The following is a 13767-nucleotide window of genomic DNA, read 5'->3' as shown; positions in this document are numbered from 1 at the left end:
TTAAGAATAAAAACTCGGCTCAGGGACTTTTCCAGTTAACACCCACTCGCCCACTTCCTGATATTTGTAGTCGATCGGATCATGTAAGGTTTGAGTGCGCACATTGCGCCAGAAGCGATCCAAATTGAGTTGTGCAGTTGTGGCACGTGCGCCCATCACCTGAAAAATATTCTGGGTAATGAAAAGACTGCTTTGCGTCGCAGCAATTTTAGCTGTGGCAATTGCAACAGATACTTCGCCACGTTGCGGTGCCGTTAATTGTTCTCCCTGCTGCCATGCGTGTTGTAACAGTTTGACTGCTTTTTCGGTCAACAAACGGACACTTTCAAGCTGAACATAAAATTCGGCAAAATGCTTTTGAATATAGGGATCTTGGATTGCGGTTTCAGCACTTGATTTAAACCATGCTTTTTGTGACTGAACGGCTTGTCTGGCTGTTTCAAATGCCCCTTCGGCCACACCCAAAAATAAATGCACAAATATTAATTGAGCAATCAATGGTCTTAAACTGGCATAAGGCGTACTTAAAGGGCCAGGATTTAACAATAATTCATCTTTAAAAATTCTCACTTGTTCAAAATGCGTTGTACCACTATCGGTTTGACGTTGTCCCATATTATTCCAGTCACCAAGAAAATGAATTCCCTCTCGTTGGCTTGGAATCACTCCGATGCGTAATTGATCGTTTAAATAACCTGAACAGAGCAAAAAGTCAGAGTCCATTGAACCAGAACAAAAGCTTTTATCTCCATGAAACAGATATTCATCTTCACTCAGTTGCTCGATTTGTACACGCTGATCTAGCGGATTAAGTGCATTTCCCCAAAATAATTGTTGCTGCGCCGTTTGTTCAAACCATTTGGCATATTGTTTAGGTTGGGAAAATAATTGTACGGTCGCAATCAGTAAATGATGAAATCCATAAACATGTGCCAATGAACTATCAGCCTGTGCAATGATTCGAATCGTGTTAAAAATGGTTGTCCAGTCTGCTCCGATTCCTCCATATTGTTGAGGAATCGATAAGCTCAATAATCCACTGGCACGGAGTTGATCGCGCTCAGTTTTTGGATTACCACCTTGTTTATCACGCGCCGCTGCTGTCTTTACAAATTCAGATGCCAGTGTTTGGGCAATTTCAATCGGATCGTTGTGCAGTGAAAAATCAACGGCATTCATATTTTTCATCCTTGCTTTATTTTTTAAATCAGTTCAATAGCCTAACAAACTTAAGCCAGTTGTTTTATCACAATCTTAAAGATACTCAGCATCAAAATAAAAATACCGTCTTGGCGACGGTATTTTTAGCAATTAAGATCAACGATCTGGATAAACGGTAGCAATCAAATGCTCCACCACCGCGGGTTCTGCCAGTGTTGAAGTATCACCCAGACTGTCCAGTTCGTTCGCCGCAATTTTACGTAAAATACGTCGCATGATTTTTCCTGAACGGGTTTTCGGCAAAGCAGGCGCCCAATGCAAAGCATCAGGGGTGGCGATCGGTCCAAGTTGTTTACGTACCCATTGCACTAATTCTGCCCGTAATTCTTCAGACTCAGCGACTCCTGCCTGTAAAGTCACAAACGTACAAATACCTTGTCCTTTAATTTCATGCGGCATCCCCACAACGGCAGCTTCAGCAACATGCTCATGAGCGACTAAGGCACTTTCAATTTCAGCGGTTCCCAAGCGGTGCCCTGAGACATTGAGTACATCATCGACACGCCCAGTAATCCAGTAGTATCCATCTTTATCACGCCGCGCACCATCGCCCGTAAAATAACTGCCTTTAAATGTGGAAAAATAGGCTTCAATAAAACGATTCGGATCGCCCCAAATCGTTCGCATTTGACCCGGCCATGAGTCCTTAATGATCAAATTTCCTTCAGCTTCGCCCTCAAGCTCGTTGCCTTCTCCATCCACTAGTGCAGGCTGCACCCCAAAATAAGGTCGAGTTGCAGAACCCGGTTTTAAAGCTGTAGCCCCTGGAAGCGGAGAAATTAAAATTCCCCCCGTTTCGGTTTGCCACCATGTATCGACCACAGGGCAACGAGCTTCACCCACTACATTGTAATACCATGACCAAGCTTCAGGGTTAATCGGTTCACCGACCGTCCCTAAAAGTCGCAAACTGCTACGGTCACTTTCGCGGACATAGGCATCGCCTTCACGCATCATGGAGCGAATAGCCGTTGGTGCAGTATATAAAATGGTGACGTTATGTTTATCGACAATATGTCCGATGCGCGCCCATGTTGGATATTGCGGAACGCCTTCAAACATTAAGGTCGTCGTTCCGTTAGACAAAGGTCCATAAAGCAGATAACTGTGCCCTGTGATCCAGCCTACATCGGCTGTACACCAATAAATATCGTCCTGTTTTAAATCAAAAACCTCTCTAAAGGTCGAATTCACATAGACCAGATAGCCGCCTGTGGTATGCAACACACCTTTTGGTTTTCCCGTTGAACCAGAAGTATAAAGAATAAATAAAGGATCTTCGGCATTCATCGGTTCAGGCGGGCAAATCTCATCAACTTCTGTGATCACTTCGTGATACCAAAGATCACGCCCTTGTTGAAAGTGGATTGGATTACCTGTGCGATGCACCACAATCACATGCTCTACGCTATGGGTTCCATCCAGTTTTAGTGCTTCATCGACACTTTCTTTTAAAGGAAGTTGTTTCCCACCACGCATTCCCGCATCGGCAGTAATGACCAGTTTGGCTTGACTGTCTTCAATTCGACTCGCCAATGAATCTGGAGAGAATCCACCAAAGACCACACAATGCACCGCACCAATTCGCGCGCAGGCCAGCATGGCAATCGCGGCTTCGGACACCATTGGCATATACAGCACCACACGGTCGCCTTTGGAAATACCATATTTTTTTAAAACATTGGCAAAACGACAAACTTCTTCGTATAACTCTTTAAACGAAATAATTTTATGCCGTGAAGGATGATCACCTTCCCAAATAATCGCAGGTTTATGTGGATGTTCTTTGAGATGTCGATCCAGACAGTTTGCACTGACGTTTAACTCACCATCAGCGAACCATTCGATCTTAAAATTGTCGGTGTCATAACTGGTATTTTTGACCTGTGTAAAGGGTTTGATCCAATCCAGTCGTTTCGCTTCGGCTGCCCAGAACTCTTCAGGTTGCTCGATCGATTGCTGATAACGCTCAAAATAATCTGCTTCGAGCGTCCGCGCTGTTTTTTTAAATTCTTCGGGTACTGGATAGATGTCATTCATGCTGTTCCCTTCCTTGATGTTTGATATCTCATCACGAGATTTTGTCAGTCATTTACTTATTGATTTTTATTCCGCCTTAAGCAGTATGAACACAGCATAAAAGTGCAAACAATAATGCTTTGGTCTTAGTTCAACATAGCCTAATTTTTTAGTTCAGACATTATCTTTTCGAATAAAATTATTGATTTTTTGTGTACTTAGCTATACTTTTTTTAATGAAGATTTCAAACTGTAGCTTCACTAAAGCTTAAGAACTGTAACATTTCATCCGAATATAACCATTCAAAAAAATGAGGACCATATGACACAGCCATCTTCAAATTCCCCTTTCTTTGCTAGAAATAGTATTGAAATAAAAGATAATCCTTTATCTCCCAATGGGCGTTTTAATCGTCTAAGTTATCTAGGTTGGTATGGTTTTTTAAATATTGTGACCGTAGTTGCCTATTTAGCATTAGGCGTTTTTGTGGGCGCGTTTAGTCTAACCACCTTTTCCATTAATGATCGAGTCATGGATTTGTTTAGTGGCGCGATGGGCATCGGCATCTTGGTGTTATGGGCAATCGTTGCCTATTTTCATATCGTTTTTTTAGTTCGTCGTTTACATGATGCCAATCGTAGTGGTTGGCTGTGCTTATTGATTTTAATTCCGCTCGTACAATTTCTATTTATGCTTTATGTGCTTTTTGTTCCAGGAAGCAAAGGCTTGAATGATTATGGTGCACCGCGTCCGTCAGCCGTATGGGAAAAAATTCTGGCGTGGCTCATGATTATTGTCATGATTTTAAGTCTATTTTCTGTTGCCAGCCTGATTTCATTCATGTCTAGTACAGGCGAACTGCAAACCCCAACAGAGATCGTACAAAAAGGTACAAGCTATTTCTAATCTCTATTGCAACCTAGTTGAGGGATATAGGTGATCGTACTACACTATCGCCTTGTTTTTTAAAGCTGGTATTTTGGAAATCAATGTGGCAGAAGATAATAAACTGAGCGATGTCGCAACCGATACCGCTCAACTGATTCAACAAGCGGGTGAGAAAACCACAAAATCGGTCATTCAACATACTGAAAAATACCACGATGCCTATACCGCGATTGATAAAATCGTGGATAGCTTCTGGGAACGTGTGCCTTACTTATGTATTGCTTTGGCCGTTTTTTTGATTTTTTGGCTTTTAACCAAAGTCTTTAAATTTTTTATCGCCAAAACCCTCAGTAATCGCAGTTATACCCGCCAGAATCTGGTCTTGGTACTGAATCGTGTCGGTAGTGTTTTGATCATGTTTGTGGGTTTCCTCATTGCATTGGTGATTGCCATTCCCGGTTTTACCCCAAGTCAACTGGTCAGTGCGCTAGGGATTGGTTCGGTGGCGATTGGTTTCGCCTTTAAGGATATTTTCCAGAACTTATTATCGGGCGTTTTGATTTTATTGGGTGAACCATTTCGTATTGGCGACGATATTATTGTCAATGGGATGGAAGGAACCGTCGAAGATATTCAAATCCGTGCGACTTTTTTACGTTCGCCTGATGGTCGCCGTTTAGTGATTCCAAATGCAACGGTTTATACCAGCGCTATTACGGTGAATACTGCTTATCAACGTCGACGCTGCCAATTTGTGGTGGGTATTGGCTATGAGGATGATGAACAAAAAGCAAAATCGATTATTCTGGATATTCTGAATAATAACCGCAATGTCCTGAGTCAGCCTGCATTTAGTGTCAATGTCACCGCATTGGCCGATTTTTCAGTCAATCTTACCGTTCAATGGTGGGTAGATACGACAGAAACCGGGATTTCAGCTTCGATTAGCGAGATTCAGGCTGAAGTCAAACAGGCATTTAGTGCAAATGCTATCAATATTCCGTATCCGATTCAGGAACTTAAAGTCCATCAAAGTGCACCAGAATTACTCAATACAGCAACAACCGCAGAATCAAGCAAACAATCTTCCCAATAAATAGGAAATAGCGGTTTCTGTTCTTAAAATACGGTTGCCTAAGTGATACGCTTGGCAGCCGTTTTTGGTCAGTAAATCCACCTCATAAGGGATAAATCCCCCTTCTGGCCCAATGATGATGCTACAGGGATGATCAATTGCATAGGGCATGGCGGTTTCTGCATACGGATGTGCCAAATAAGCAGGTCGATCTTTATCGATCATTTGCGGCAAAATATCTTCAACAAATGGCTTAAAACGTGGGTATAACTCAATTTCGGGAACAACAACATCTCCTGCCTGCTCCAAGCCTAAAGTCACATAATGATCCAGTTGTTTTAAAAAAGGCGTTTGCCAATAACTTTTATCCACACGATAACTGTGGATAAGTATCAACTTGTCCACACCCAATGTCACGCTGTCCATCACAATACGACGTAACACTTTGGGTCTGGGCAATGCCACAATTAAAGTCACGGGCAATTTGGCAGGCACTTTTTCTTGTTGAATCGGTTCAATCCAGATTTTATCGAAATCAATTTTTTTTATTTCAACCAGATAGCGTGTCTCATTGCGAATCCCAACTTTGAGCCGATCACCGACATTCAATTTTAAATGCTGAATAATATGCTGATATTGTCTGGACTGGTGAATGACCCACAATGTCTCTTTAACATCCTCGGGTTCCAATAACACAATATTCATGCATTCATCGCCTGCTGATCCAGATAGTGGTCGATTACAGCGATATGATGTCGTAATGAACCCTGATTCCGCGCCAATACTCGTTGTGCCTGAGCTGCCATATGTGTTGCAGCCTCTTGATCATATAAATAATGTCGAAACGCTGCCACTGCCGCCTGTGCATCGGGTGCAATGTCAATCGCCTGTTCAGCAACACATTCATCCACGATATTTTGAAAATTAAAATAATGCGGGCCAATCACGGTCGGCACATAAAGCGCCATCGGTTCCAAAATATTATGTCCGCCCCCCGGTTGATTGAGCGAGCCTCCGACAAAACAGACCTGACTTAAGGCATACCATAACCATAATTCACCCATACTATCTGCCAGATAAACTTGAGTGTCGGGTTGAACGTTCTGACCCAAACTACGTCGTTGAATGTTTAGATTGAGTTTCTGGCATAACTGAAAGACTTCATCAAAACGCTCAGGATGACGCGGTACCACGATACATAACAAGGCAGGATTATTTTGTAAATCCTCTCGCAGTGCCTCAAGTAATAATTGTTCTTCTGGCGCATGGGTACTGGCAAGTGTAATGATTTGACGTTCTTGCAATCGCCATTGCTGTTGTATTTGTTCGGCTTGCTCAAGAAAATGGGGGGGTGCTGAAATATCGAATTTGATATTACCCACTATTAGCGCTTTTTGTGCGGCTAAACCCAATTCAATATAGCGCTGTTGGGTAGGTTGATCCTGTGCCAATAAAATATCTATTTTACTCAGCATCGCTCGGGTTAAACCCGCTACTCGGCCATAACCTTTAGCCGATTTTTCAGAAAGCCGAGCATTGAGTACCATCACTGCAATCTGATGTTGTCTGGCTTGATCGATCAAATTTGGCCATAGCTCTGTTTCGACCAACGCTAAAAATCGTGGCTGATATTTTGCAAAAAACTGTTGGAGTAAATCAATTTGATCGACTGGTAAATACACCGCCTGAAATAAATCCAGATACGGCTGTTTCAAAAATAGGGACTTGGCGCGTGCCTGTCCTGTTTTGGTGGTATTGGTGACTAAAACGGGATAACCCAATTTTAAATAATGTTCAATCAATGGCTGTGCGGCATTGGTTTCACCCACTGAAACTGCATGAAACCATAAGGCATGACGATTTTTAACAGGCTGAAATGGCCCAAAACGCTCCAGACATTCCTGTTGATAGAGTGCATCTGTTTCAGCGCGCTGTTTGATCTTCCAGCGATAAAAAGGCTTGATACACGCCAATAAAAAGTTATACCAAAATGGAGTCGCCAAATATTTTGATCTCAATTGATTTTACAGGGCTTGAATATAACAGAGCGGCACACTTTTGTTAAAGTGCACCGCTCTAAAGAAAATAGACTGTTTAAGCTTCGAGTGTATTCTCTGCTAACACTGGATAATCGGTATATCCCAATGCACCTTTAGCATAAATCGTTTCTGGATTTAACTCATTCAATGGCGCACCCGTTTCCAGACGAGTCAATAAGTCAGGGTTAGCAATATAGGCTTTACCAAAAGAAACGGCATCTGCTTCATTTTTAGCCAAAATATTTCTAGCAGATTCAGGGCTTAGATTTTCATTAGCAATCCACGCACCTGTAAATTGCTGACGCAATTGTGGACTAATACTGTCTTCAGCTTGATATTCACGCGAGAAAACAAAGGCAATATGACGCTGACTCAATTGTTGCATGACATAACCAAAGGTTTCTAGTGGATTGGCATCCCCCATGTCATGCGAATCTGCTCTTGGAGCAATATGAACGCCAACTCGGCCCGCCCCCCAGACTTCAATAAAGGCATCGACCACTTGTAATAATAAACGTGCACGATTTTCAAGACTACCGCCATATTCGTCATCACGTTGATTGGTGGTACTTTGCAAAAATTGATCAATCAAATAACCATTTGCCGCATGCAACTCCACTCCATCAAAACCAGCAACTTTGGCTAACTCCGCGGCATGTTTATATTGCGCGACAATCTCCTGAATCTCTTCAATCGATAATGCACGCGGTGTCACATATGGACGTTTTGGTCGTAATAAACTGACGTGTCCAGCTGGTTGAATGGCACTCGGTGCAACGGGTGTATCGCCATCCAAAAGATCTGGATGAGAAATACGTCCCACATGCCAAAGCTGAACCACCATTTTTGAGCCTTGTGCATGCACTGCCTCTATAATTGGCTGCCATGCTTGTGCCTGTTGCTCTGACCACAGTCCTGGTGTTTCTGCATAACCGACTGCTTTAGGGGCAATCACTGTCGCCTCAGTCAAGATCAGACCTGCATTGGCGCGCTGGGCATAGTATTCCTGCATCAATTGATTGGGAACACGAGTTTCACCACTTCGTGCGCGGGTTAAAGGAGCCATGACCAGACGATTTTTAATTTCAAAATCGCCAATTTTCAAGGGAGAGTTCAATTCAGCCATAATCGCCTCGGCTCACACTGTTTGCTTGAGTTACAGTGCTTGTTTTAAATGATCGAGATATTGCTGAATCAATGCTTCATTACGCGAAAAATAAGACCATTGACCATATTTTTCGACCTTAATCAATCCTGCCTGTTGCAATACAGACAAATGATTGGACATGGTAGATTGGGAGACATTGCCTAAACGTTCAATGTGACCCGCACAAACACCACGTTCAAAATTGCCACACTCTTCTACCGACAAATAATGAGCTGGCTGCTTTAACCATTGCAAAATTTGCCGGCGAGTCGGATTGGCTAAGGCTTTAAAAATCGCATCTACATCCATAAACCTTGCTCATGGGTTAAATGACAAAGCATTGTTCAACACCTGATCTCATTATATCGAATAATTTAGATATTAATATCTATTTTTATAGATATATTGTCATCGCATGTAAATTTGCTTTGCCAATTGACTTGTAACTTAGAGACCTCGTTTTAAACTGGCTTCAATAAATTTGTCCAGATCACCATCCAGTACAGCGCCAGTATTGGAGTTCTCAACCCCAGTTCTTAAGTCTTTAATACGTGAATCATCCAGCACATAAGAGCGGATTTGACTGCCCCAACCGATGTCAGATTTTGAGTCTTCCAGTGCCTGAGCAGCTTCATTACGCTTACTCATTTCCAGCTCATACAATTTGGCACGTAACTGTTTCCATGCATGATCACGGTTCGCATGTTGCGAGCGCTGGTTTTGACAAGCCACCACAATCCCTGTTGGCGCATGGGTTAAACGCACCGCAGAATCGGTTTTGTTAATGTGCTGACCACCCGCACCCGAAGCGCGGTAAGTATCGGTGCGCACATCGGAAGGATTGATTTCGATCTCGATATTGTCATCAATCTCGGGTGATACAAACACTGCACTAAACGAAGTATGACGACGGTTACCGCTATCAAATGGTGATTTACGCACTAAGCGATGTACACCCGATTCGGTGCGTAACCAGCCATAGGCATACTCACCCTCTACACGAATAGTCGCAGACTTAATGCCTGCCACATCGCCATCTGACTCTTCCATCAATTCAGCTTTAAAGCCGTGACGTTCGATCCAGCGCATATACATTCGTAATAGCATCGATGCCCAGTCTTGTGCTTCTGTGCCGCCAGACCCCGCCTGAATCTCGACATAACATGGATTCGGATCCATGGGGTTGCTAAACATCCGACGGAATTCTAGCTTGGCCAGCTCTTCTTCAGCAGTCGCAAGTTCAGCATCTACATCCACCAGTAAGCTTTCATCATCGGCTTCAACCGCCAAATCCAGCATGGCTTTGGCATCTTCAAGTTGTTCAGCCAAACCATCCAGCACATTAATTATATTTTCAAGCTCACCTTTTTCTTTGGCCATCGCTTGAGCGCGACTCTGGTCATTCCAGATCGCAGGATCTTCTAATTCACGCAGGACTTCTTCTAAACGTTCTTTTTTCAGATCGTAGTCAAAGATACCCCCGTAGTGTTTGACTACGATCAGTTAAATCTTTTAATTGGTTTAGATAAGGATTAATTTCCACGCGATTATGCTCACATCAAAAATAAATAGCGCATTATTTTAGCATAAAGTGTTTTTTAAGACATGATATGAAACATGATCACTGCGATGAAGACCTCAGACAGCACACTGAAAAAACTTAAAATAAGCTGAATAGCTTTCTGTATTCGGCTTCATTATTGCTATTTATTAAAGCATTTTACTCTCCATCATGATGTGCATATGAAAATCTTGACTCACAAAAATGCCTCTTTATTGAGCAAAATATTACAATACTCACAAAACTACGTATCTTTTAATAAAACAAAACATTCAATTATTTTATTTAATTACAATAACTTATATTTAAAAATTTACATTGCAATTACATTATTACACTACAGTTACTAAGCCAAGATTGACGCACCATAATTTTCCAATACACTCTAAGTTGTAACAAAAGATTTACTTTTTTAAAAACTTTGGAGGGGAGATTTCCATGAAAAAATTAGCAATTGCATCTGCTTTATTATCCACATTGGCCTTTGTAGGCACTGGTACTGCACATGCCTATCAGGCTGAAGTCGGCGGTTCTTATACCTATAATGACTGGGATGACTATGATGCAACTCATCAGTTTGGTTTAGATGGAACTTACTATTTCAACCCTGTACAAACCCGTAATTCACCACTTGCAGAAGCCGCGTTTCTTGACCGTGCTAGTAACGTGAGTGCCAACGTTAAATATGCAGACAATGATGGCGTAAAAGATACTAACTACGGTATTGGCGCTGAATACTATGTCCCAAATAGTGACTTCTATGTGAGTGGTCGTATTGGTCGTGAAGAATTTGAAGTCGATAACAGCCCAATTGATAGTAAAACAACTCTTTACGGCGCTGAAATCGGTTACCTACCAACACCAGGTTTATTACTTGCTTTAGGTGTAACAGGTTATGACCAGAAAGATGGCGATGATGGTGCTGACCCTACTATTCGTGCCAAATATGTCACTCAAGTCGGTCAACATGATGTAAACCTTGAAGCATACGGTGCATTTGGTGATCTAGATGAATATCGTGTTCGTGGTGATTACTATATCGATAAAACATTTAGCGTAGGTGCAGATTACTACAATAACGACTTAACAGATCGTGATGAGTGGGGTATTAACGCGAAGAAATTCCTCAATCAACAAGTCAGCGTTGAAGGTCGTATCGGATTTGGTGACAACTACAACACTTATGGTGTTCGTGCTGCTTACCGTTTCTAATTCAAAACAATCCTTAAAAAAAATCGCTCAAATTGAGCGATTTTTTTATTTTAAAATTTAATGAATATAACTTATTTATTTCAGTCAGCATTGTCCCCCATCTTTTATTTAATTTTTATTTTAGTAAACGTTTACACCTCCAAAATGTAAAGAAAACTTTACATTTTTATAAATTACGAATACTCTTAATGTAAAGTAAACTTTACATAGGTATCCAATGAATAAATCTCGTGCTGTTCTGGAATTAGTTTTAGCCATTACATTTTATGTGGTGATCTTAATTATTTCATTAAAAGCACTTACTCATATTGAAAATCAATCGTTAAAAGTCTTGGTTTCTTTACTTCCCGTGCTTCCCGTTATACTGGTGATCTGGGTTATTATTCGTCAATTTATTCGTTTTGATGAATTACAGCGTAAAATTCAATTACAAGCACTCGCCATTAGTTTCCTCGGCACCGCATTCCTTACTTTTAGCTACGGCTTTTTGGAAAATATTGGATTTCCCAAACTGACCATGTTTATTGTCTGGCCTATGATGGGAACCTTTTGGTCAATGAGTACAATTATAGGTTCTTGGTATTACAATCGATGAGAAATAAGCTTCCTACACTACGCAAAAATCAAGGATTATCGCAAAATGATTTGGCTGTTTTGCTGGGTGTGTCTCGCCAAACGATTAATGCCATTGAAAAAGGCCGTTATGACCCGAGTCTGTCTCTGGCATTCAAATTATCAAGACAGTTTAAATTAACAATTGAGGAAATATTTCCTCAAGATGAAAACAGCTCAGATCACGCTATTGAATAAATAAGAACGCTTTCATTTCACATAAAAAGGGCAAAATAAAAGCAAGTTCGTTATTTAGCCTACTTTTATGTTGTTTTCTAAATTCAATTATTGTTCTAAATAAATAATCCGTAGCTGTAAGCTGACCGAACCATTAAATTGATTGCGCTCCAGTTCATACACCAGCCGCACACTTTCTTTCATTGGATTGAATTCAAATTTATCTTTTGCATTAAAGGCAATAGCATCCACTGTTGCACCATGATCCAAAGCCAGTTTAAGCTTCAAATGACTCTCTTTGAGCCAGCGATAGTCTAGTACCTGAAACTCACCTTCAAACTGAGGTAAGGGAAATTTATGTCCCCACGGCCCAAGCTGCTCAATTTGGTTCAACATTTCCAAATGAAAAGCATCATGAGGTAAACGGCCATCTGTCCATAGGGTCGCCTGAAATAACTCCTGATCCATATCCGCCAGCAAATCGGTGAAATGTTGTTTAAATGCCTGAAAATGATCTTTATGCAAAGTTAAACCCGCTGCCGCAGCATGACCACCAAAATGACTAATTAACTCTGGATGGCGCTCCGCCACACGTTCAATTGCATCACGGATATGAATACCATCAATAGAACGTGCCGATCCCTTAATATGCTGCCCATCTTCATCTGGCGCAAAGACAATACTCGGACGGTGAAATTGTTCTTTTAAACGACCCGCCACAATCCCAATCACCCCCTGATGCCAACTTTGTTCGAATAAGACTAAGGCAGAAGGAATGCTCTCTGTCTCCAGTTGAAGCTGCTCCAGATAACTGAGAGCCTGTTGCTTCATACTGGTTTCGACTTGGCGGCGTTCAACATTAAGCTGATTCAGTTGTACTGCAATCTGATAAGCTTTGGCATAATCATCTGCCAATAAACATTCAATGCCGATATTCATACTGTCCATGCGTCCAGCGGCATTGATGCGTGGGCCAAGGACAAAACCCAAATCCTGCGCTTTTAAACTGGCTGCATCGCGTTTCGCGATTTCTAGCAAAGCCAATATGCCTAGACGACATTGCTGTTGTTGAATCCGCTTTAGACCTGCATCGACTAAAATTCGGTTGTTATAATCCAGACTCGCCACATCTGCATAGGTTCCGAGTGCCACCAAATCCAGATATTGGCTTATTTTAGAACTGCTTTTATTCAGCTTGCTGCGGTAAGTCGCCAGATTTGCCAGTAAATAAAAAGCCACACCGACACCCGCCAATGCCTTACTTGGAAATTCACAGCCTAGTTGGTTGGGATTGACCACGGCTTCAGCCTGTGGCGTAGCTTTGGTGGTTAGATGGTGGTCGGTGATAATGACCTGCATGCCTAATTCATGACAACGCTCAACACCTGCATGACTGGAAATCCCATTGTCTACCGTAATCAATAAATCTGGCTGAAAAGTGTGATCTGCCAACTCTGCAATGGCAGGCGTTAAGCCATAGCCATATTTAAAGCGGTCAGGCACGAGATATTCAACTTTTGCGCCCATATCACGCAGTACCAAGATCATTAATGCCGTACTGGTGGCACCATCTGCATCATAATCCCCGACAATCACGATCTTTTGTTGCTGATCAATCGCCTGATCAATCAATTGAATCGCTTTGTCCAGATCTTTCAACTGCGGCGCAAGCAAATGTTTGAGTTTTAAATCAAGTTCATCACTTGAATTGACCCCACGACGTGCCAAAATTTCAGCAATAAAAGTCGGCACACCCTGAAACTGTTCAGGACGTGTCAATAAAGGGCGTTGTTTAATTTGAAATCGGATCATTTA

The 13767-nt window shown here is 41.8% G+C and carries 13 protein-coding genes; 5 read left to right on the top strand and 8 right to left on the bottom strand.

The window, feature by feature from the left end:
• Entirely contained in the window at nucleotides 1-1179 is a 1179-nt protein-coding gene (locus JR005_RS05465) for an acyl-CoA dehydrogenase family protein (protein WP_218665693.1), read from the bottom strand.
• 138 nt (nucleotides 1180-1317) lie between these two features.
• Nucleotides 1318-3261 (bottom strand): acetate--CoA ligase, encoded by a 1944-nt coding sequence (gene acs / locus JR005_RS05460; RefSeq protein WP_005005643.1) that lies wholly within the window; start codon nucleotides 3259-3261, stop codon nucleotides 1318-1320.
• Nucleotides 3262-3562: 301 nt separating this feature from the next.
• Here acs and JR005_RS05455 point away from each other — a divergent pair, with 301 nt between their 5' ends.
• Together JR005_RS05455 and JR005_RS05450 are read left to right on the top strand one after the other, a co-directional pair.
• Nucleotides 3563-4147 (top strand): DUF805 domain-containing protein, encoded by a 585-nt coding sequence (locus tag JR005_RS05455; RefSeq protein WP_005005641.1) that lies wholly within the window; start codon nucleotides 3563-3565, stop codon nucleotides 4145-4147.
• 85 nt (nucleotides 4148-4232) lie between these two features.
• Nucleotides 4233-5225 (top strand): mechanosensitive ion channel family protein, encoded by a 993-nt coding sequence (locus tag JR005_RS05450; protein WP_004985815.1) that lies wholly within the window; start codon nucleotides 4233-4235, stop codon nucleotides 5223-5225.
• Here JR005_RS05450 and JR005_RS05445 read toward each other — a convergent pair.
• The 5 genes from JR005_RS05445 to prfB form a co-directional block, all read right to left on the bottom strand.
• On the bottom strand, nucleotides 5202-5909 hold the full coding sequence (locus JR005_RS05445; RefSeq protein ID WP_218665692.1) for a 16S rRNA (uracil(1498)-N(3))-methyltransferase: 708 nt from the start codon (nucleotides 5907-5909) through the stop codon (nucleotides 5202-5204). The two genes, JR005_RS05450 and JR005_RS05445, sit on opposite strands and share 24 nt — an antisense overlap.
• Nucleotides 5906-7207, bottom strand: coding sequence for a 3-deoxy-D-manno-octulosonic acid transferase (locus tag JR005_RS05440; RefSeq protein WP_218665691.1), 1302 nt, complete (start codon nucleotides 7205-7207; stop codon nucleotides 5906-5908). Before JR005_RS05440 ends, JR005_RS05445 begins: the two co-directional genes overlap by 4 nt.
• Before the next feature lie 91 nt (nucleotides 7208-7298).
• A complete protein-coding gene (locus tag JR005_RS05435) occupies nucleotides 7299-8369 on the bottom strand; it encodes an alkene reductase (RefSeq protein ID WP_218665690.1) in 1071 nt (356 codons plus the stop codon).
• A gap of 30 nt (nucleotides 8370-8399) precedes the next feature.
• Nucleotides 8400-8699, bottom strand: coding sequence for an ArsR/SmtB family transcription factor (locus JR005_RS05430; RefSeq protein ID WP_004985826.1), 300 nt, complete (start codon nucleotides 8697-8699; stop codon nucleotides 8400-8402).
• A gap of 138 nt (nucleotides 8700-8837) precedes the next feature.
• Nucleotides 8838-9933 (bottom strand): peptide chain release factor 2 gene (gene prfB / locus JR005_RS05425; protein WP_218665689.1). Its coding sequence is split into 2 segments (ribosomal slippage): nucleotides 8838-9860 and nucleotides 9862-9933, totalling 1095 coding nucleotides; the frame shifts between segments, so codons are not numbered across the junction.
• Between the two features lie 456 nt (nucleotides 9934-10389).
• Between prfB and JR005_RS05420 the strand changes: the two genes are divergently transcribed.
• From JR005_RS05420 to JR005_RS05410, 3 genes are all read left to right on the top strand, one after another.
• Entirely contained in the window at nucleotides 10390-11163 is a 774-nt protein-coding gene (locus JR005_RS05420) for a putative porin (protein WP_004985831.1), read from the top strand.
• Nucleotides 11164-11380: 217 nt separating this feature from the next.
• On the top strand, nucleotides 11381-11758 hold the full coding sequence (locus tag JR005_RS05415; protein ID WP_004985833.1) for a hypothetical protein: 378 nt from the start codon (nucleotides 11381-11383) through the stop codon (nucleotides 11756-11758).
• Entirely contained in the window at nucleotides 11755-11973 is a 219-nt protein-coding gene (locus JR005_RS05410) for a helix-turn-helix transcriptional regulator (protein ID WP_004985834.1), read from the top strand. Before JR005_RS05415 ends, JR005_RS05410 begins: the two co-directional genes overlap by 4 nt.
• 87 nt (nucleotides 11974-12060) lie before the next feature.
• Here JR005_RS05410 and recJ read toward each other — a convergent pair whose 3' ends face one another.
• A complete protein-coding gene (recJ, locus tag JR005_RS05405) occupies nucleotides 12061-13764 on the bottom strand; it encodes a single-stranded-DNA-specific exonuclease RecJ (RefSeq protein ID WP_218665688.1) in 1704 nt (567 codons plus the stop codon).
• Nucleotides 13765-13767 lie beyond the last annotated feature (3 nt).

It is taken from the genome of Acinetobacter sp. Colony158, from assembly GCF_019264745.1.
Classification (GTDB): domain Bacteria; phylum Pseudomonadota; class Gammaproteobacteria; order Pseudomonadales; family Moraxellaceae; genus Acinetobacter; species Acinetobacter ursingii.
This window is presented reverse-complemented; position numbering and strand designations above follow the sequence as displayed.